General features: G+C 55.5%; 18 protein-coding genes. 3 read left to right on the top strand and 15 right to left on the bottom strand.

Annotated elements, in window-relative coordinates:
- Nucleotides 1-31: 31 nt before the first annotated feature.
- A complete protein-coding gene (locus ACQCLF_RS01400; protein ID WP_426984449.1) occupies nucleotides 32-1,255 on the bottom strand; it encodes a glycosyl hydrolase in 1,224 nt (407 codons plus the stop codon).
- 536 nt (nucleotides 1,256-1,791) lie between these two features.
- Here ACQCLF_RS01400 and uxaC point away from each other — a divergent pair.
- Nucleotides 1,792-3,207: a glucuronate isomerase gene (uxaC, locus tag ACQCLF_RS01405; protein WP_426984451.1), complete on the top strand. Its 1,416-nt coding sequence runs from the start codon at nucleotides 1,792-1,794 to the stop codon at nucleotides 3,205-3,207.
- Between the two features lie 187 nt (nucleotides 3,208-3,394).
- Complete coding sequence (locus ACQCLF_RS01410; RefSeq protein ID WP_426984453.1) at nucleotides 3,395-4,348, top strand: AEC family transporter; 954 nt, start codon at nucleotides 3,395-3,397, stop codon at nucleotides 4,346-4,348.
- Nucleotides 4,349-4,352: 4 nt separating this feature from the next.
- Here ACQCLF_RS01410 and phoU read toward each other — a convergent pair whose 3' ends face one another.
- The 14 genes from phoU to ACQCLF_RS01480 form a co-directional block, all read right to left on the bottom strand.
- Nucleotides 4,353-5,087 carry a phosphate signaling complex protein PhoU gene (phoU, locus tag ACQCLF_RS01415; RefSeq protein WP_426984455.1) on the bottom strand — a complete coding sequence of 245 codons (735 nt, stop codon included), beginning with the start codon at nucleotides 5,085-5,087 and terminating at the stop codon, nucleotides 4,353-4,355.
- Nucleotides 5,088-5,108: 21 nt separating this feature from the next.
- On the bottom strand, nucleotides 5,109-6,011 hold the full coding sequence (pstB, locus tag ACQCLF_RS01420; RefSeq protein WP_426985218.1) for a phosphate ABC transporter ATP-binding protein PstB: 903 nt from the start codon (nucleotides 6,009-6,011) through the stop codon (nucleotides 5,109-5,111).
- Between the two features lie 45 nt (nucleotides 6,012-6,056).
- Nucleotides 6,057-7,721, bottom strand: coding sequence for a phosphate ABC transporter permease PstA (gene pstA, locus ACQCLF_RS01425; RefSeq protein WP_426984456.1), 1,665 nt, complete (start codon nucleotides 7,719-7,721; stop codon nucleotides 6,057-6,059).
- Nucleotides 7,722-7,739: 18 nt separating this feature from the next.
- A complete protein-coding gene (locus ACQCLF_RS01430; RefSeq protein ID WP_426984458.1) occupies nucleotides 7,740-10,025 on the bottom strand; it encodes an ABC transporter permease subunit in 2,286 nt (761 codons plus the stop codon).
- Between the two features lie 167 nt (nucleotides 10,026-10,192).
- Nucleotides 10,193-11,161 carry a PstS family phosphate ABC transporter substrate-binding protein gene (locus tag ACQCLF_RS01435; protein WP_426984459.1) on the bottom strand — a complete coding sequence of 323 codons (969 nt, stop codon included), beginning with the start codon at nucleotides 11,159-11,161 and terminating at the stop codon, nucleotides 10,193-10,195.
- A gap of 187 nt (nucleotides 11,162-11,348) precedes the next feature.
- On the bottom strand, nucleotides 11,349-11,966 hold the full coding sequence (locus ACQCLF_RS01440) for a Yip1 family protein (protein ID WP_426984460.1): 618 nt from the start codon (nucleotides 11,964-11,966) through the stop codon (nucleotides 11,349-11,351).
- 126 nt (nucleotides 11,967-12,092) lie between these two features.
- Nucleotides 12,093-12,503: a ClpXP protease specificity-enhancing factor gene (locus tag ACQCLF_RS01445; RefSeq protein ID WP_426984462.1), complete on the bottom strand. Its 411-nt coding sequence runs from the start codon at nucleotides 12,501-12,503 to the stop codon at nucleotides 12,093-12,095.
- 69 nt (nucleotides 12,504-12,572) lie between these two features.
- Nucleotides 12,573-13,208 carry a glutathione S-transferase N-terminal domain-containing protein gene (locus ACQCLF_RS01450; RefSeq protein ID WP_426984463.1) on the bottom strand — a complete coding sequence of 212 codons (636 nt, stop codon included), beginning with the start codon at nucleotides 13,206-13,208 and terminating at the stop codon, nucleotides 12,573-12,575.
- Nucleotides 13,209-13,270: 62 nt separating this feature from the next.
- Complete coding sequence (locus ACQCLF_RS01455; protein ID WP_426984465.1) at nucleotides 13,271-15,508, bottom strand: ubiquinol-cytochrome c reductase; 2,238 nt, start codon at nucleotides 15,506-15,508, stop codon at nucleotides 13,271-13,273.
- Between the two features lie 2 nt (nucleotides 15,509-15,510).
- Nucleotides 15,511-16,110, bottom strand: a complete 600-nt coding sequence (gene petA / locus ACQCLF_RS01460) for a ubiquinol-cytochrome c reductase iron-sulfur subunit (protein ID WP_426984467.1) — start codon at nucleotides 16,108-16,110, stop codon at nucleotides 15,511-15,513.
- A 255-nt stretch (nucleotides 16,111-16,365) separates the two neighbouring features.
- The gene (gene rpsI / locus ACQCLF_RS01465) at nucleotides 16,366-16,758 is read right to left on the bottom strand and encodes a 30S ribosomal protein S9 (protein ID WP_426984468.1); all 393 of its coding nucleotides are present in this window, start codon (nucleotides 16,756-16,758) and stop codon (nucleotides 16,366-16,368) included.
- A 14-nt stretch (nucleotides 16,759-16,772) separates the two neighbouring features.
- Nucleotides 16,773-17,201, bottom strand: coding sequence for a 50S ribosomal protein L13 (rplM, locus tag ACQCLF_RS01470; RefSeq protein ID WP_426984469.1), 429 nt, complete (start codon nucleotides 17,199-17,201; stop codon nucleotides 16,773-16,775).
- Nucleotides 17,202-17,313: 112 nt separating this feature from the next.
- A complete protein-coding gene (gene zapE / locus ACQCLF_RS01475) occupies nucleotides 17,314-18,426 on the bottom strand; it encodes a cell division protein ZapE (protein ID WP_426984470.1) in 1,113 nt (370 codons plus the stop codon).
- Entirely contained in the window at nucleotides 18,426-19,097 is a 672-nt protein-coding gene (locus ACQCLF_RS01480; RefSeq protein ID WP_426984472.1) for an alpha/beta hydrolase, read from the bottom strand. The genes zapE and ACQCLF_RS01480 overlap by 1 nt, the downstream gene beginning before the upstream one ends.
- A 241-nt stretch (nucleotides 19,098-19,338) precedes the next feature.
- Between ACQCLF_RS01480 and ACQCLF_RS01485 the strand changes: the two genes are divergently transcribed.
- Nucleotides 19,339-19,878, top strand: coding sequence for a YhcB family protein (locus ACQCLF_RS01485; protein WP_426984474.1), 540 nt, complete (start codon nucleotides 19,339-19,341; stop codon nucleotides 19,876-19,878).
- Nucleotides 19,879-19,881 lie beyond the last annotated feature (3 nt).

Genomic DNA, 19,881 nt, shown 5'->3' on the forward strand with positions numbered 1-19,881 from the left:
GCCGGGATAGAATGCTATGAATGGCGGAGTATCAGCGACGATTGTAAACCGCTGGCAGGTCACGATTGAAGAGTGTGAAATCATCGGCGTAAAACGCCCGGAAATCTTCCAATGTCCCGCGCTCACGATCCTTTGGTAATGTCGTGGGCACCCAGTAGTGCGGCTTGCCGCCATCCACACCCTCCGGTGCATTGCGCCACACCAGCAGGTACGCAATCCGGCGGGCCTCTTCATCAGATTTCAAGGCCTCAAGGAGCTTGCGATACCACTGGTTGTCGTATTGTCCGGCTTCAATCGCGGGGGCACGAATACCGATTTCAGCGATAGCTGCGATCTTGCCCCGGGCCTCAGCCATTCGCACCATCAAAGCCGCGTTTGCCTGCACAGTCTCAAACCATTCGGCGTTATCCGACACCGGCCCATAGGCGTCGAAGGCCAATACATCCACCCAATCGTCCCCGGGGTAACGCTCCAGGTACGCCGCCTCGGTCGCTGGGGAAAAAGCGTTTGGCGAGTAGGCGTACAGGAAATTGTGTACGCCGCGCTCATCGCGCAGATAATCGACCGTAAAGCGATACAGCGCTTGATACTGAGTCGGCGTGGACTGGTCCTCTCCCCACCAGAACCAGCTCCCAGTGTTTTCATGCAGGACACGGTAGATAACCGGAATGGGAGTGCCATCGTCCGCTTTGAGCGACAACGCCCAGTCAGCCAGCTCGTCGAGATAGCCTTTATAGACCTCATGAGCTTCGCCACCTGGCAACGCGGCTTCCACCGCCGGGGTGGTGTCCCAGGAGGTGCCCGCCGGGAATACACCCTTTTGGTCTTCGGTCAGCGGGTTATCCAAGTGAGTGCTCACGGTGATGATGCCGCCGCGCTGATACGCCTTGACGGCTTGCTTCGTCACATCGCCTTCAATTTTGGGGGAAACGATGGACAATGTATCCCAGCCATAGACGGCGGCAAAGTCACCCACCGAATTATAGGTATCCGATTGGGAGCCGTCGGTTGTATCGATGGTGAGGCCCTGTGTGGTCTCGTGCTGATGCCCGAATAGCACGCCCTGCCCCATTTGGTTCCGCAAAAACGCAAAGAGCGCGCGGGTTTCTGCGGTCGAATTTGCATCCACCGGTCGACTTGTGGAGTCAACCTCACTGTCAGGACCGAACGATTGTGAACAGGCGATTAAACCCAGGGTCATTAGCCCTGCCACCATCAAAACGGTTAGCCGGCGGCCGATAAGCGGTAATGTCATGAATACCTCTGCGATCTGTTATGGACTGAAATCGGTTTCGGCTCCGCTGCTGTGATTAAAGTGGCGTTTACCCAATTTATAATAGTGTGTCTTAACATCTGTAGCGACCACTCATTCCTTCGCGTTGTCGCCAGCCCGGAGCATGCCCAACGCGACCGCATCTGTAAAGCCAAAATTGGCCTTACCAGAATTATTTATGAATTCAATATGACTATAAGCTCAAAATTACTACACATTAATGAGAGTGATCACTAACATTATGTTATCCCCGCGCTATTCAGATGTTTATATTTGCGCTCCCAGAAGGTAAACTAATCACACCGCGAGATAAGCGGTACCGGAAACCCTTGGGCACCCGGACAAAAGGCGACGGGTCAGGCCATTTTGGCCTACTGGCACCGACGTATAACAATCAACCATGGCGGCATCAGGGCCAGTCCCCGACAGCTGCCTAAATGAGTAACACAACCGACATTGAGCTTGGGGCCTACTGGGCACCCGATGGTGGCTGTTGTGTGTTTAGAGGAATGGTGAGAATGACGTTAATCCACGACGATTTTCTGCTCGACACCGAGCAGGCCAAGGCGTTGTACCATAACTACGCCAAAGACATGCCGATCATTGACTACCACTGTCACCTGCCCCCCGATCAGATCGGCAACGACCAACAGTTCAAGAACCTCTCCGAAGTCTGGCTGGCGGGCGATCACTATAAGTGGCGAGCCATGCGCTCCAACGGCGTGAGTGAAAAGTATTGCACCGGCGACGCCAGCGACTGGGAAAAATTCCAGGCGTGGGCAGAAACCGTGCCTTACACGCTGCGTAATCCGCTGTATCACTGGACGCACCTGGAGCTGAAGAAGCCTTTCGGTATCACCGACACCCTGCTCAATGGTGACAACGCCAGAGCCGTATGGGAGCACTGCAACGAATTGCTGGCCACACCGGAGTTCAGTGCCAAGGGTCTGATCACTCAGGCCAACGTCAAGGTCATCTGCACCACCGACGACCCGACCCACGACTTGCGCCATCACAAGGCCATTGCGGCCGACACCAGCTTCAACACGAATGTTTTACCGACCTGGCGTCCAGATAAGGCGATGGCGGCCGAGGATACCCAGGCCTACAACACGTATCTGGATCGTTTGGGCGAAGTGGCCGATGTACAGATCAACACCTACGATGATTTGATGAGCGCACTGCAAAAGCGCCACGACTTCTTCCATGAGCAGGGCTGCCGTTTATCGGATCACGGGCTTGAAACGCTGCACGCCGAGGATTACACCGAAGCCGAAATCAAAGCTATATTCAGCAAAGTGCGTGGCGGCAATGACCTCGACGAAAACGAGCTTGAAAAATTCTACTCCGCGATGCTGGTAGAGTTCGCACGCCAGGATCATGAGAAGGGCTGGGTTCAGCAGTATCACATCGGAGCCATCCGCAACAACAACCCGCGCCTGTTCCGTTCCCTGGGCCCGGACACTGGCTTCGACTCCATTGGCGATCATAACTACGCCAAACCCCTGGCAACGTTTCTGGGACGCCTGGACAACGACGACCGGCTGGCCAAGACCATTCTGTATAACCTGAACCCACGCGACAATGAAATGATCGCTACCATGATCGGTAATTTCCAGGACGGCTCCACCGCCGGCAAGATGCAATTTGGCAGTGGCTGGTGGTTTCTCGATCAGCTCGATGGCATGAAACGCCAGATCGAAGCACTGAGCCAGCTCGGTTTACTCAGCCGCTTCGTGGGCATGTTGACCGATAGCCGCAGCTTCTTGAGCTATTCCCGTCACGAGTATTTCCGCCGCCTGCTATGCCGCACACTCGGCCAGGACATGGCCAGCGGTCTAGTCCCTGACGATACTGCCATGGTCGGCCGCATGATTCAGGACATCAGCTTCAATAACGCGCGGGATTACTTTCCATTCGACGTCCCTAAATGAAGTGCTTTCATAAAAGTACCTGGGCGATTACCCGCAGGTAACATTAACCCGCAAGTAACATTGTGCCACCATCGTTACGACGAAAAACCCGGTCCGCTCCAAGACCGGGTTTTTCATTTTCTTGACAGCCCGTCAATGCATGACGAAGCTATAGATAACCCTGCACCTGTCGAGGTATGCACACCCCGTGGCCAGCAACGACCTGCTATCGACCTTTTTGTTTTCCCTGTCGGTCACCACGCCGATCTTTTTCATGGTGGCACTGGGGGCGTTGGCGCGGCGAGTAGGGCTGATTGATGAGGGCTTCATTAACTCGGCTTCCCGCCTGGTATTCACCATCGGTTTACCGGTCTTATTGTTTGTCAGCAATGCCACCGCCGACTTTGGCAGCGCTACGGATGGCCGAATTTTAACGGCCGTTATTGTCGGAGCGATGATTATTTTTCTGCTGAGCCTGGCTACCGCCGACTGGTTTGTGCGTGACCGACGGGATCGTGGGGTGCTCACCCAAGCCTCTTTTCGTGGAAACCTGGTCATCATCGGTCTCGCCTATTGCAGCAATGCTTATGGAGAGCATGGCGTTGCCATGGCCACCCTGCCACTGGCGGTCACGATTGTGCTGTATAACGTGCTTTCCGTGGTGGCATTAAGCCGGGATTTGGAGCACCAGCAAGGCATGCGCGATATCTTTGTGGGCATTGCACGCAACCCCTTGATTATTGGTATCGTCGCGGGCCTGGCTTACGGAGAGCTTGCGCCGCCACTGCCTTCTACGGTGCAGGACTCAGCGCACTATTTGGGCGACATGACGTTACCGCTGGCCCTGCTGTGTGTGGGGGGTTCATTGAGTATAAAAGCACTAGGGCAGGTGCGTGACGGAGCGCTGGCCGCCAGCGTATGGAAACTGCTCATTTCGCCGCTGGTGGCCGTTTCGCTGGCGTTAGCCTTGGGACTGCAAGGCGAAGCGGTTGCCGTGGTCTTTCTACTGGCCGCTTCGCCCACAGCCACCGCAAGCTTTGTCATGGTTCGCGCTATGGGCGGCAATGCCTCCTTGGCCGCCACCATGATTGTACAAACCACCTTGTTCGGGCTGGTGACTGTTACGCTGGGCCTATGGCTGGTCACCGCCTTTTTTGTCTGACGGACTAATCATCGCGATCTTTTTCATCCTGGATCTGCTCCTGGATTTCATCATAGCTTTCGTGGCGTACATCTTCGCCTTTGACAAGGTACACCACGTACTGAGCCAGATTGCGGGCATGATCACCAATACGCTCCAGCGCACGCAAACTCCACATGATATTCAGCGCCCGCGTGATGGAGCGCGGGTCTTCAATCATAAAGGTAATCATTTCACGCATCGCGGAATTGTATTCCATATCCACCGTGTTATCGGTTTGCACGACGCGCAACGCGAGGTCCAGATCAAGCCGCGCAAAGGCATCCAGCGCATCGCTCAGCATTTTTGATACGTGACCGCCAATGTGACGAACTTCCACATAACCCCGAGGCGCCCCCGATCCCGCACCACTCAGGGCCAATGCCTGACGGGCAATTTTACTGGCTTCATCTCCCACACGCTCCAGGTCCGTAATGGCCTTGGTCACAGCGATAACCAAACGCAGGTCACTGGCCGCCGGTTGTCGGCGCGCCAGGATGCGGATGCAGTCCTCGTCAATTTCCAGCTCCATGTCGTTCACGTCATCGTCGTCGCGAACGACACGTTCCGCCGTTTCCGGGTCTGCGTCGATCAGTGCTTGAATGGCATCGCTGACTTGTCGCTGAGCCAGTCCACCCATTTCAGAGAGCTTGGTTTTGATCTCATCCAGCTCCAGATTGTATTGCTGGGAAATATGATGCGTGTGCGACTTAATATCCATAACCATAATTATCCCCTCCGCTTAACCATAACGACCGGTAATGTAGTCTTCCGTCTGTTTATTGGACGGATTGGTGAATAACGAATCCGTATCGCCGAACTCTACCAGATTCCCCATATACATGAACGCCGTATAGTCGGATACTCGGGCGGCCTGCTGCATATTATGGGTCACGATTACAATGGTGTACTGGTCCTTGAGCTCGTAAATCAACTCCTCAATTTTCAACGTGGAAATTGGATCCAGCGCTGACGCCGGCTCATCTAGAAGAATGACTTCCGGCTCAATCGCAATGGCCCGCGCAATCACCAGCCGCTGTTGTTGACCGCCGGAAAGACCAAAAGCGTTGTCATGCAACCGGTCTTTAACCTCTTCCCACAACGCCGCACCACGCAGAGACTTCTCGACTACCTCATCGAGCACACGACGGGACTTTACGCCTTGTAAACGAAGGCCGTAAGCAACGTTTTCATAAATAGACTTGGGAAACGGATTCGGCTTCTGGAATACCATGCCAATTTGCCGACGCAGTTCAGCGACATCCACTTTTTTGTCGTAGATGTTATTCCCATCCATTAACAGCTCGCCTTCAATCCGGCAGTTATCCACCAGGTCGTTCATGCGGTTGAAACACCGCAACAGCGTGGACTTGCCACAACCGGAAGGCCCGATAAAAGCCGTTACCTTTTTTTCCGGAATTTGCAGGTTAATCCCTTTGAGCGCCTGGTCACCCCCGTAGTAAAGATTGAGGTTATTAATCTCAATCTTTATGGATTCTTGATGCTGCTCGGGGGTTGTGCCCTGTGTTCTGGGGCGCGGAGTCGGCACCAGCTTTTCCCCGGCCCGCTGAGCCTCAGGGGTTTCAGTGGTGATTTCTGCGGTGGACTCTGGTGTTTCAGTTTCTGTTTTAGCATCTTTTGACATGGTTTCATCCAATACGGTTTCATCCAACACAATTCACCTCCACGATCAGTCTGAGGCACTGCGATATTTTTCACGCAGCGTATTGCGAATTTTGATGGCGGAGAGGTTCAGCACGATGATCAACAACACCAATACCAAGGCCGTGGCGTAGACCAGGGGTCGCGCCGCCTCCACATTCGGGCTCTGAAAGCCGACATCGTAGATATGAAAGCCCAGGTGCATAATCTTTTGATCCAAATGCAAGTAGGGATAGTTTCCATCCACCGGCAGACTCGGTGCCAGTTTCACGACACCCACCAACATCAGCGGCGCGACTTCGCCCGCCGCCCGCGCAATGGCCAGGATAAGCCCAGTCATCATCCCCGGCGTTGCCAGCGGTACCACCACTTTCCATAACGTTTCCGATTTCGTTGCTCCCAACGCCAGGCTGCCCTGACGAATGGTACTCGGGATACGGGCCAGCCCTTCTTCTGTGGACACGATCACAACGGGCAGAGTCAGCAGAGCCAGGGTGAGCGACGCCCAAAACAGCCCCGGCGTCCCGAAAGTCGGGGCCGGCAACGACTCTGGAAAGAACAACTCATCAATGTTCCCGCCCAGGAAGTAAACAAAGAACCCGAGGCCGAACACACCGTACACAATCGAGGGGACACCGGCGAGGTTGTAGACGGAGATTCGGATCAGCCGCAACACAGTGCCCTGACGAGCATACTCACGCAGGTAGATCGCGGCCAGAACACCCAGTGGCGTCACCATGATAGACATGACGATCACCATCGTTACCGTGCCGAAAATCGCCGGGAAAATGCCCCCTTCGGTATTGGCCTCGCGGGGCTCATCCGTCATGAACTCCCAGAAGCGCTCAAAGTATTGCCCCACCTTTTCGAGGCGGCTCAAATGATTGGAGCGCGTCACCCGGACCATATTGTCCAGTGTAATCGTGCGCTCCTGTCCACGAACCGTCGTTACCACCAGACTATCACGGGCCACCTGTTGGTAAATCGCATCCCGTTCCGCCTTGATCTCTCTATACTCGGCATTGAGCGCTTCGCGCTGTTCAGCGATCTCTGCCAGCGCCTGAGATAACGCCTCACCACTGACAGCCTGCAATTCAAGCCGCCGCTCATCGAGACGCAAACGCTCCAGTTGGTGGTTGATGCGGCCGATTTCCACTTTCTCTTTGTGGCGAATCTGTTGGTGCAGATCCACGCTACGCTCAACCCTGCTCTCCAGTTCGCTCCAGAAATTTTCCTGATCCGGCGTGGCCACAACCGCGCCTTGCTCACGCAGCTCTACCGGGAAGCCGTAGAAGTTACCCCACTCTCGCCGCTCCACCACCACGGCATTTTCGGGATAGGTCCACTCTCCCATTCCAACGTCCAGATACCAGCTGAAATCGCTGCCCAGGTCGCGATTGCCCTGTTTGAACAAGTAGCGAGTCACGAGCTCGTCTTCTTCACCCACTTGGTAACCATTGGTACGAGCCACTTCGGCGGGGATGACCTCCCGGCGCACCGGTTCACCCAAGACGTCCAGGCGCTCACCATTGCGATCCACCACAGAAGTCTGCACCACATCAGCGGGCCAGAAATGTCCGAATCCGCGTACGGCGATCAGCCCCAGCAGGCCAACCACCATAATCATACACAGTGCAACGGCTCCACCATTCAGCCAGACCCAGGGAGCACCGCTTTTAAACCAGGTTTTCATCAATCAGGCTCCCAATACTTACAGATTGCTGTAACGTTTGCGTAAACGCTGACGAATCACTTCGGCCAGAGTATTGACCAGGAAGGTCAACGCCAATAACACGAGGGCCGCGAGGAACAGGACGCGGAAATGCGTGCTCCCAATGGCCGTTTCCGGCAATTCCACAGCGATGTTAGCGGACAGCGTGCGCATACCTTCGAAGATATTGAAGTTAATAACCGGACTGTTACCGGTAGCCATCAGTACAATCATCGTCTCGCCCACGGCGCGGCCAAAGCCCATCATCACCGCAGAGAAGATACCCGGGCTGGCGGTAGGCAGCACCACGCCTATCACTGTTTGCCAGCGTGTCGCACCGAGCGCCAATGATCCTTGGGTGAGGTGACGCGGTACGTTGAAAACGGCGTCCTCTGCGATTGAGAAGATCGTGGGAATGACGGCAAAGCCCATGGCCAAGCCCACAACCAGGGCATTACGCTGGTCGTACGTAATATCGTGATTCGTCAGCCACTGCCGCATACTGCCATCAAAGAACCAGACTTCCACATGCGGACTCATCGCGACACAAGCCCAGCCGGTCAACAGAATCGGCACAACCAGAATCGCCGCTTCCCAGCCCTCGGGGACATTGTTGCGCACTGGCGACGGTAAGCGGCTCCACAGAAAGCCCACCGCCAGCATCGAAAGCGGCAAAAACACCAGAATGCTGAATATCGCCGGCAAGTGGTTTTCCAGGAAGGGCGCCAGCCACAAACCGGCCAGAAAGCCCAGGATCACCGTCGGCAGCGCTTCCATGATCTCAATGGTAGGCTTGACCACGCCACGCAGCTTCGGCGTCATAAAATACGCGGTATAAATGGCTCCCATGACCCCGAGTGGAATCGCAAACATCATGGCAAAGAACGCGGCCTTCAGCGTCCCTACCGACAGCGGGACCAGACTCATCTTCGGTTCGGCGTCATCGGCACTTGAGGAGGCCTGCCAGACATACTCCGGCCCTTGTCGCCCCTCGTACCAGACTTTTTGCCACATGGAATGAAAGGAGATTTCCGGGTGCTGGTTCCATACCGATGCGATATTCAGACGCTGCCGGTTATCCAATGCCAATAAACGGCCATTGATGGGCGATAGCGCCAGTTCACTGATACCGGCCTCGGCCACCGGCTCAATCACGAGCGTCTGGGAGGAAGTTCCGTAAAACAGGCCAACGTTGCCGTTTTCATCCCCGGCCGCAAAACCTTTGCGAGTGTACTCTGGCGCGATATCCGTAATCGCCCCAGACATCGAGCCAAAATCACGCACGGCTTGCAAATGAAACTGATTGTGATCATCTCGCACGATGTACCACTGGCTGACGGACCCCTGGTCCGTGCCGACAATGACAGAGAGCGTGCCGACCAGGAACTCCAGAGCCGTCACTTGACCTCGCTCTGTGGGCCTGGTTTCCAGAAGGCGAGCGTCCTCTGGCCGCTCGACATGATAAAAATGCAGCTGCGCCCGATTATCCGCCACGACCAAAAAGCGCCCCGTGGCATCCACCAGCAGGTGCTCAACCTGAGCGCCATCGGGTAGCGCTGGCGCCGTGAAGCGCTGGGCATTCACGGAGCCGCCGTTCCCAAACAGCCCCTGATTCATTCGATAACGCCCCACCACAAGGATACCGTCGTCTGTGGCTCCCGCCAGAATAATGCCGGCATCGGTCTCTTGAATGGCCAGGTGCCGAATGGCACGTCCCTGCTCATCCAGAGTAAGGGTGCTCTCACCGAGAGGGTAATCCAGGCCAGGGGTCACCAGACGACGATCATTGGGATAACTGAGTGAATACTGCTCACGCACCACCGATACCGAGCCATCGGAAAAACCGTAAGCCACCAGTTGCTGATTGGGAACACTGGCTCCCAGGGCCGTGGCCTCGGCGCTGGCGGGCGAGGGGACGGTAATGGTGTCGATCGATAACCCGGAGTCAACATTGAAAAAATGCACCTGACCGGATTCACTGAACGACGCCCCCATTTCCTCGTATCGCTCCAACACCAGGTGACCCGCCGGATCAGCCGGGCTGGTGAGCATAAACGGGTAGTCGTTGGTATGCTCCACCGTGCTGCTACGCAGCAATGGCGCCACCTCGGAAAACAGGTAAATGAAGATCAGCGCGAGAGCCCCCACCACCATCATTCCGGCAGTGCCCACGCCATAGCGCGACAGGCCGTCTTTGAACTTGCGTATCTTCCGCAAGCGGGCGCGCTGCTCCGCGCCGGGCATTAAACTACCCCGGGGTATCGAGGTGGACTCTTGCTCTGACATAGTGCATCAATCCTGAGCCGGAAATTCTCGGTAAATACGCTTTTAAATGGCATCCAACAGACAGGGCGAGGATGCTAGCAGCGCCACATGACACTTTTGTGACAATCTTATGACAGGCAAACCATCCCCCGGCTCACCGTGAAAGCCGAAGGGGATGATAAGCAGACTTACAGGCCGAGCTCTTCCATGACTCGCTGCGATACAGACGCTGGCAGCGGGATATAACCATCACGCACCACCACTTCCTGACCCTGGCGTGAAATCACCATTTTCAAGAATTCCGCCTGCATCGGGTTCAGGTCACGGTTCGGATGCTTGTTAACGTATACGTAGAGGAAACGAGCCAATGGGTAAGAGCCATTAGAAGCGTTCTCGCCCGTCGGCTCAGCAAAAGGCTGGCCTTCCTCCCGCGCCAGCGGCACAGCACGCACGCTGGAGGTTTTATAGCCGATGCCGGAATAACCAATACCGTTACGAGACTCACTCACACCCTGTACTACCGAGGCCGAACCCGGCTGCTCATTGATGCTGGCCTTGTAATCACCGCCACAAAGCGCATTATCCTTGAAGTAACCATATGTGCCGGACACCGCATTGCGGCTGTACAACGCGATGTCGCGATTGGCCCAGTCACCGCTCAATCCCAGTTGACCCCAGCGGGTAATCTCTTCCGGAAAACCGCAGCGACGCGTTACGGAAAACATCGCGTCCACCTGTGGTAATGTCAGCCCTTCAATGGGGTTGTCCTTATTCACGTACACCGCCAGAAGATCCACCGCAACTGGCACAGCAGTGGGCTTATACCCGTGGGCTTGTTCGAAAGCACGAACCTCGGACGCTTTCATTTCGCGACTCATTGGCCCGAAATTAGCGGTTCCTTGAGTCAAGGCAGGTGGCGCCGTGGAAGAGCCAGCCCCTTGAATCTGAATGTTGACGTTCGGATAAAACTTGGCGAATTCCTCCGCCCAGAGCGTCATCAGGTTATTCAATGTATCTGAGCCGATACTGTTTACATTTCCGGATACACCGGAAACCGCTTCGTACTCTGGCAGTTCGGGGTCAACCTGGGCCTGGGCAGCGACGCATAGCATGGAACCCGCCAGCGCCAGTCCCTTAAACCATTGTTTGGCGTTCATCAGAGCTCTCCTAAAGGTTCAATAAAGCAGGATGTGCAACCAGCCATCCCCACCTGAAGCGCACTGTACTGCCAGTTTATGACAGTCCTGTGACAATGCTGCCATAAAACGGTAAAGTTTCTGTCACAAAAATGACAAAAGGCAGCCCGTGGGCTGCCTTTTGCGTAAGGTCGTAGCGGTCTGTATATCAGCTGGTATATACCGGTCCAATACCACTGCTCCAGACAATCACCGTGGTTACCATCACAACGACGGTCAATACCAGGCCCACCGTAATCACCGAACTGGCGTAGATGAACCCCCTTTCTTTCGGGATATTCATCAGGATAGGAATCCCCTCATAAATCAAATACACCGAGTAGCAGGCCGCCACAATATACACCGAGACCACCAGCCACATATGTGGGTATAGCAATACAAGCCCTGCCAGCATCATGGGAATCGCTGAATACACGGCCAGAGCTGTGCCCTCGTAGTGACGCCGACTGGCCTCATCCTGAACACCAAAACTGCGAGACATCCAGTTGATGTACTCTCCCAACACATACACAGCCACCAACTGGGCTACGTAGGCGGCTGCCGCCATCATCAGTGCGCTCTGAGCCGTCAGCTTAACGACACCGCCAGCACCAACGCTCCAGCCCACTTCGGTAACGCCGAAATAACCGGCAATACAAGGAATAAGCGCCAATAGGGGGACATGGCGCAGATAAACGCGAAGAAAAGTTTCATTATCGCTGCGGATGCGCTGCCATTCGCGATCCGGATTGGTGAAAATACCCAGTGTATGTTGCAACATAGCCATACTAGCGTACTCCTGCTACTGCTTGTTATTAGAGGGTACGTACAGTATCGGGGAGTTGAACCTGGCTCGCAAAGAAGCATTCGCAATAACCCAAAGCTGTTAATCAACTTGAGTTATAAAAAAACGTTACTTCACCACTTTCAGGTTAGGCCTTTTCGGTGCGTCTTTTTTTCCGGCGGTCTTATTACCGGAGGTGTCTGATTTAGGCGGCTCCGGATCCGGTTCTGGCTCAAACACCATACCCTGTCCGTTCTCACGGGCATAGATGCCCAGAACTGAGGCACAAGGGATGTGCAGATCCGTGGGAATACCCCCGAAACGGGCATTAAACTGGATATTATCCAACCCGATAAAGAGGTCTTTAACGGCCGTGGGGTTAATATTGAGCACAATTTGACCGTCTTTATTGACATGCTGCTGCGGCACCTCGACACCCGGCCCCCGTGCATCCACCAAAATATACGGGGTACAGCCGTTATCCACGATCCACTCATACAGCGCGCGAATCATATAGGGACGGCTTGACGTCATGGCCATACACGTAACTCCCAACGTTTAGGCAAAATCAGCCCGGCGCACATGCGGGCGCCACCGGGTACAAACAGTTCAGGGGGTATTCATATCGCGTTCAGCCTCAGTGAGGCTTCTGATAAACGCGTCCCGGGCAAACAGACGCTGACTATAAGCCAGTAAGGGCTGGGCCTGCTTCCCCTTGCCGAGGTCAATACCGAGCAGAGGTAGTCGCCACAGAAGCGGCGCCAGGCAACAGTCAACAATGGTAAATTCTTCGCTCATGAAAAAAGGCATTTCAGCGAAGATGGGAGCAATCGCCAGCAAACTCTCTCGCAACGCCTTACGCGCTTTAGCCACCGTCTCCTTGCTCTTGCTGGTCAGAATGGTATCCACCAAAGGCGCCCAATCACGCTCCAACCGATACATCCACAGCCGACTCTGGGCACGGGCGACCGGGTAGACCGGCAGCAGTGGCGGATGTGGAAAACGCTCATCCAGGTATTCCATGATCACCTTGGACTCATACAGCGCTAAATCCCGATCCACCAGCGTGGGCAGATTGTTATAGGGATTGAGGTCAGCCAGTTCCCCGGGCTTATCGTTGGGATCGACATCAATAATATCCGCCGACACCCCTTTTTCTGACAACACAAGCCTGACGCGATGACTGTAATGGTCAGCGCCATCGGAGAACAGCGTCATGGATGAGCGTTTGGTCACCACACCCATTGAAATTACCTCGGATTACCCAGTCGGAATACCGGAGCGCGGCAACGCTCCGGTGGTTCCGGTCAATGAATGCCTTTCCAATACTCACGATTGAGCAGGTAGACGAAAATAAACAGTACAGAGAGGAACAGCAGCACAAAAATACCAATGCGCTTGCGATCTTCAGCCGCGGGCTCTGCCACATACTCCAGGAAGTTCACCAGATCATAGATCGCTTCATCAAACTCTTCCGGACTCATGCTGCCCTCAAGCGCTCCCTCCACCAGAGAGCCACACTCTTCATCCACGACCGGATTCCCCGCACTATCGCGAATCACCTTGCCATGGGAGTCGCGAGCGGGGCCCGCAGAGCACTCGGGGAGACCTTGGAGGTCCAGCATAACATGGGGCATACCGACATTGTGGAACACCCGGTTATTGACACCCATCGGACGGCTTTCATCTTTGTAAAAGTTACGCAGGTAAGTATACAGCCACTCCGGGTTGCGCGAGCGGGCAACCAACGTCAGATCCGGCGGTTGCACACCAAACCACTGCTTGCCCTGCTCTGCCGATACCGATGATTCCATCAGTGCGCCGATCTCCTGGTCACCGAAAACCAACTGCTCTCTCGCGATGTCGTGAGGGATACCGAGGTCATCGGCCACACGCTCATACCGGGAAAACTTTGCGGAGTGGCACCCCATGCAGTAGTTGACAAAATACTTGGCCCCGCGCTGCAGGGATTCCTTGTTGGTCAAATCAGGCTCCATGGTGTCACAAGCCACGCTGCCACAACCGCCGCCAGTGGCGCCCACCGCTTTGATGGGCACGACCACCAGAATCGCAAACAACGCCAGTCCGCCCAATACCATCCGCAGTGGCAGGCCAGTCATTTGTACGCGCTCGGGCACGGGCTGCTCTTTGTCACGATCCGCCAGCCAGGGCAACGCGACGAACACGGCCGCCAGTACCAGGCCAAAACCGCGCAAGAAAAGCGGCACATCATTGTCCCCGGTAATACCGTTCAGTGCGAGCGCCAGGAACATCAAGGCAAACAGCCAGCACAGACCAAACGCAATGTATCGAGCGACCTGACTGCGCTGCTCTACCGGCCGATTACTGGTCCAGACCGGCATGGTAATAAAGTACGCGAAATAGAACACCGTGCCGATTTGAGACAGAACCGTGCGTCCGGTGGTGGGAGACTTCACACCCAGATAGCCCAGCACCACGAACATCGCAGCGAACACCATCAACATCACTCGGGAGATATTTCCCTTATAACGCATCGAGCGTGCATCTGAACGGTCCAGCCAGGGCAACACGAAAAGGATGGCAATGGCCGCCCCCATCGCCACGAGCCCCAGGAACTTGGCGCTGAGCGGGCCAATATCAAGCGTCACGGCCCGCAAGATGGCATAGAAGGGCGTGAAATACCAAACGGGGGCAATATGCTCCGGGGTCTTCAGGTTGTTCGCTTCCTCGAAGTTGGCGTACTCCAGGAAGAAGCCCCCCATTTCCGGCATGAAAAACAGCACAAAACAGAACACAAACAGGAAGACTGTGACACCCACCAAATCATGCACGGTGTAGTAGGGGTGGAAGGCCACACCATCGAGAGGCACACCGTTTTCGTCTTTGTTTTTCTTGATTTCCACACCGTCTGGGTTATTGGAACCCACTTCGTGCAACGCCAGGATGTGCAGCACTACCAGAGCCAGCAGCACAATGGGCAGAGCCACGACATGCAAGGCAAAAAAGCGATTAAGGGTAATGCCGGAAATCAGGTAGTCACCCCGGATCCATTGCACCAGGTCTTCACCGATAACGGGAATGGCCCCGAACAAGGAGACGATCACCTGGGCTCCCCAGTACGACATTTGGCCCCAGGGCAATACATAGCCCATAAAGGCTTCAGCCATCAGTACCAGGTAGATGGTCATACCGAAGATCCACACCAGCTCGCGTGGCGCGCGATAGGAGCCATACATCAAGCCACGGAACATATGGAGGTACACCACCACGAAGAAAGCGGAAGCGCCCGTGGAGTGCATGTAGCGCAGAATCCACCCATATTCCACATCGCGCATGATGTACTCAACCGACGCGAAAGCCCCTTCCGCCGTCGGCGTATAGTTCATGGTCAGCCAGATACCGGTCACCAGCTGATTGACCAGCACCAACAGGGAGAGAACCCCGAAAAAGTACCAAAAATTGAAATTCTTGGGCGCGTAATATTTGCCCATGTGGGTATCCCAGGCCCGCTGTACCGGGAGACGACGGTCGACCCACTGCCACAATCCAGTTAACCAGTTCATTATTATGCCTCCTGATCCTCGCCCACGATGAGCAGATTATCGCCTTCGTAGCGGTGCGGTGGGACTTCCAGGTTCAGCGGCGCAGGAACCCCTCGATAAACACGACCGGCCAGGTCGAATTTGGAGCCGTGACAAGGGCAAAAGAACCCGCCCTGCCAGTCATTGCCACCGAGTTCAGCGGCACCGACTTCCGGGCGGAACATTGGCGCGCACCCCAAGTGTGTGCACAAACCGAGCAGAACCAGGAACTCTTGACGAATAGAGCGGGTCTCATTCTGGGCGTAAGGAGGCTGCTGAGGCTCTTCCGAGTTTGGATCACGTAGCAAATCACGCTCGGCGACGACCTCAAGTCCTTCAAGCGCTTCGGAAGTGCGGCGGATAATATACACCGGCTTACCTCGCCACTCTACGGTGATCATTTGCCCGGGTTCCATTTTGCCGATATTGGCCCGAACCGGAGCGCCAGCGGCTTTCGCCTTGGCACTGGGATTCCAGGACCCCACAAAAGGCACGGCGGCACCCACAACGCCAACGGCGCCCACCACCGAGGTGGCAGCGGTCAGCACGCGGCGACGCGTTTTATTGACAACGTCATCGGTCATGACGATCTTCTCCCCTAATCAGCTTCCGACGGCCAGTAAATCGCTGAATTTCAACGGTTTAGAATAATATTCTCAAGACTTAAAAAGTGGCCAATATTAAAGAAATTACCCGCCGCTTACAAGAATAAGCGACGCTAAAGGCCTTTCATACGAGATTCCAGGCTCCATACGAAAAACGCCCAGACCGCCAAACGGTCTGGGCGTTTTTGCTCGGAGCTGCCGCGGCCACCCCAAAAGGCGGCCTTCTCTCCACGATTAACGTTTGGAGAATTGCGGACGCTTACGGGCTTTGCGCAGACCCACTTTCTTACGCTCGACGGCGCGAGAGTCGCGGGTAACGTAGCCTGCTTCGCGCAGAGAACCACGCAGGGCTTCGTCGTACTGCATCAGTGCCCGGGTCAAACCGTGGCGAATAGCGCCCGCCTGACCAAAGCTGCCACCGCCTTTTACGGTGACGTTCACGTCGAAGTTTTCGGTCATTTCCACCTTTTCAAGGGGCTGGCGCACGATCATACGCGCCACTTCACGGCCGAAATACTCGTCCAGAGGACGGTCATTGACCGTGATTTTGCCGCTACCCTGGGCGATAAACACCCGAGCGGTGGAGGTCTTGCGGCGACCGGTACCGTAGTATTGAGTGACTGCCATAATCAGCTTCCCGGTTAAATAGTCAGTTCTTGAGGTTGCTGCGCAGTGTGCGGATGCTCGTTGCCTGCGTAGACCTTGAGTTTCTTGAACATGGCGCGACCCAACGGACCGCGAGGCATCATACCCTTCACCGCGCGCTCGATGGTGCGCTCGGGGGCTTTGTCGATCAGCTTTTCGAAGCTGATGGACTTGATACCGCCAATAAAACCGGTGTGATGGTAGTACATCTTATCGCTGGCCTTCTTACCGGTCACGCGAACTTTCTCGGCGTTGATCACGACAATGTAGTCACCCGTGTCCACATGGGGCGTGTACTCGGGCTTGTGCTTGCCGCGCAGACGACGGGCAATTTCTGTGGCCATACGGCCCAGAGTCTTGCCTTCGGCGTCGACGACGAACCAGTCGCGTGAGACGGTTTCAGGTTTAGCACTGTAAGTCTTCATGTTATTTCCTGCCTCAGGAGGTGCTTCCCACAAAAGAGCGCGAATTCTATAGATGTCCCGACTAGTTTTCAAGGGTGTGCTGGTGAAATTTTCACCAATGTGAGAGCACGTCTCACAACCGGTGCGGTTGCGCCAGATACTCCCGACTCTGCATCTCCAGCAGTCGACTCACGGTGCGCTCGAACTCGAACGCCAGCCGCCCTTCCCCATAGAGTTCCACCAAGGGCCTGGCCGCAGACATGACCAGCTTGACTCTCCGGTCATAGAATTCGTCTACCAGACTGATAAACCGACGGGCCTGATCGTCATTAGTGCGCCCCAGGGCCGGCACATCGCTGATGACCACGGCGTGAAATTCCAAAGCCAGTTCAATATAGTCATTCTGGGAGCGAGGCCCGTCACAGAGCGCGGCAAAATCAAACCAGGCGACGTCGTCCGCCACGCGCCGAGCGGTAATGTTACGCCCTTCCACCTCCAGTCGCTGGTGTTCGCGCACCTCGCTGCCCGCCGGCACCAGACTGTCAAAACTGGCCCGCAAGCTGACTTCAGCCGCTTCACCCAGTGGTGAATAGTAAAGCTCGGCCTGCTCCAGCGCCCTCAGGCGATAATCCTGTGCGCTGTCCAGTTCAAGAACCCTTGTATGACGCTTGATCTCAGCAATCGCTGGCAGAAAACGTGCACGCTGCAAGCCATCTTTATAAAGGCTGTCCGGCGGTATATTCGAGGTGGCCACCAAAGTAACCCCGCGGCGAAACAACGCCTGCATCAGGGTGCCGAGGATCATGGCATCTGTAATATCCGAGACAAAAAACTCATCGAAACAGATAACGCGAGCCTCACCCGCAATGCGATCAGCCACCTGCTCCAGCGGATTTTTTTCCCCCGCCAGGGTTTTCAGTTCGGCATGGACCCGTCGCATAAACCGATGGAAATGCGCTCTCAGCTTATTGTCAAAAGGCAGGCTGTCATAGAAGTTGTCCATTAGGTAGGTTTTCCCACGGCCCACCCCGCCCCAGATATACAGCCCCGTCACCGGCGGTTGTGCCCGCCCTCGCAGACGACGCCACCACTGATGAAGCACCCCGGGGCTTTTTTCCGCCAGCAACGCTTCATACAAGGACTGGAGAGCATCGACTACAACGGCCTGTGCGGGGTCCCGGGTGAAATCGGGGCGCTGAAGATCATTTTCATAGCGGGCGCGAGGACCGAGCGCTTCCTTTAGCATCAGGACTGCTCCAATTGCCGCTGCACCAACTCGGTCACATCCAACTTCATCGACGTCAACTGTCCGTGGAAAAAGTGTCCGGCTTCAGGGTAATAAAGCAGTTCACAAGGGGATTGCAGATGGCCTCTCGTCCAGTTCACCACCCCTTCCGGCACCACGACATCATCCGCACCACCTTGTACCACGCCGACTGGGCATGGAAAACGACCATCGCGGTCATAGTCATAGCGCTCCACTGGCGGTGCCACCAAAAGCAGGTGTCTCGGTGGAACATCCAATGCGTACGCCGCTCGCGCCGCCACGGCGGAGCCAAAGGAGAAACCTGCGAGCAATCGCTGAAACCCCGGACGCTGCTCCAGCAGCCAATGGTGTACGGCCAGCAGGTCCTCCGTTTCGCCAATGCTTTTATCGTAGCTTCCTTCACTGCCGCCCACACCCCGAAAGTTGAAGCGGACCACATCGATACCCAAATCCCGGTACACCCTCGCCAGCGTCGTCACCACTTTATTCTTCATGGTACCGCCGTGCTGCGGATGGGGATGGCAAACAATGGCCGCCAGTTCCTGATGCGCCAGGGGCCCCGCTTCATCACCAGCACGCACGCTGGCTTCGAGTATGCCAGCGGGTCCATCAATGGTAATTGCCGTCTCTGTTTGAGAAAATACTGACACAAGCACCTCAGTGATCAGCCCCGTTCGTGTGCAACGCCTTGATTTGACAAGGGGCGAGAAGAGCAGCGGACGGGGCGTTGACAAAGAATATACAATGCAGCACGGCCAGAGCAGGTGATTTGCGCCCTTGCCGACCAAAAGGCCGTATAATAACGCGAGCAACCGCCAAATGGCAGGGTGGTCCAGTCGGCCGTTACCGCTTGATACCGCCATTACCGCTTCACACCGAGAGGAGAGTTTTGTGTTTTCATCCGGCACTCTGATTATTACCGCACTTATCTGTCTGTTGGGCGGTGGCGTCCTGGGCGCCGTTCTCTATCGGCTGACTGAGTCACGCTCCCAGAATAAAACGCTGGAGGAGCGCGTCCAGAAGGCGGAAAGTGAGCTGAAGCGTTACCAGCAGGATGTGGCTGAGCATTTCGCCAAGACGTCTGACTTGGTTAACAACTTGACGCAAAGTTACCGCGATGTGTATGAGCACCTGGCGAACAGCGCGCTAAAACTGACGACTCCGGCACTGAGCCGCCAGATTCTGGACTCGGCCAACACTCACCTGCTGGGGACGGAGAAAACCTATTTCGAAGATGCGCAAGTAGAGGCACCCAAAGACTGGGCGCCCAAAAACGGCACCACTGGTCAGCTAAGCGAAGAGTACGGACTGGACGACGAGCGAGATGATACGGCTCCGTACCATTACGGGGACCCGACCACGTATACCGATGATGAGCACCCGGAAGAGTTTACCCGTCGCCCATCCACCGACACCTCCAGCCGCGGCTGAGAG

Origin of the sequence: Marinimicrobium sp. ARAG 43.8, assembly GCF_050113635.1 — a bacterium.
Classification (GTDB): domain Bacteria; phylum Pseudomonadota; class Gammaproteobacteria; order Pseudomonadales; family Cellvibrionaceae; genus Marinimicrobium.

Excerpts from the sequence above, each read along its gene's own strand:
- ACQCLF_RS01400 (WP_426984449.1), bottom strand. The coding sequence starts at position 1,255 with ATGACATTACCGCTTATCGGCCGCCGGCTAACCGTTTTGATGGTGGCA.
- uxaC (WP_426984451.1), top strand. The coding sequence starts at position 1,792 with ATGACGTTAATCCACGACGATTTTCTGCTCGACACCGAGCAGGCCAAG.
- phoU (WP_426984455.1), bottom strand. The coding sequence starts at position 5,087 with ATGGATATTAAGTCGCACACGCATCATATTTCCCAGCAATACAATCTG.
- pstB (WP_426985218.1), bottom strand. The coding sequence starts at position 6,011 with ATGTCAAAAGATGCTAAAACAGAAACTGAAACACCAGAGTCCACCGCA.
- pstA (WP_426984456.1), bottom strand. The coding sequence starts at position 7,721 with ATGAAAACCTGGTTTAAAAGCGGTGCTCCCTGGGTCTGGCTGAATGGT.
- ACQCLF_RS01430 (WP_426984458.1), bottom strand. The coding sequence starts at position 10,025 with ATGTCAGAGCAAGAGTCCACCTCGATACCCCGGGGTAGTTTAATGCCC.
- ACQCLF_RS01435 (WP_426984459.1), bottom strand. The coding sequence starts at position 11,161 with ATGAACGCCAAACAATGGTTTAAGGGACTGGCGCTGGCGGGTTCCATG.
- ACQCLF_RS01440 (WP_426984460.1), bottom strand. The coding sequence starts at position 11,966 with ATGGCTATGTTGCAACATACACTGGGTATTTTCACCAATCCGGATCGC.
- ACQCLF_RS01445 (WP_426984462.1), bottom strand. The coding sequence starts at position 12,503 with ATGGCCATGACGTCAAGCCGTCCCTATATGATTCGCGCGCTGTATGAG.
- ACQCLF_RS01450 (WP_426984463.1), bottom strand. The coding sequence starts at position 13,208 with ATGGGTGTGGTGACCAAACGCTCATCCATGACGCTGTTCTCCGATGGC.
- ACQCLF_RS01455 (WP_426984465.1), bottom strand. The coding sequence starts at position 15,508 with ATGAACTGGTTAACTGGATTGTGGCAGTGGGTCGACCGTCGTCTCCCG.
- petA (WP_426984467.1), bottom strand. The coding sequence starts at position 16,110 with ATGACCGATGACGTTGTCAATAAAACGCGTCGCCGCGTGCTGACCGCT.
- rpsI (WP_426984468.1), bottom strand. The coding sequence starts at position 16,758 with ATGGCAGTCACTCAATACTACGGTACCGGTCGCCGCAAGACCTCCACC.
- rplM (WP_426984469.1), bottom strand. The coding sequence starts at position 17,201 with ATGAAGACTTACAGTGCTAAACCTGAAACCGTCTCACGCGACTGGTTC.
- zapE (WP_426984470.1), bottom strand. The coding sequence starts at position 18,426 with ATGCTAAAGGAAGCGCTCGGTCCTCGCGCCCGCTATGAAAATGATCTT.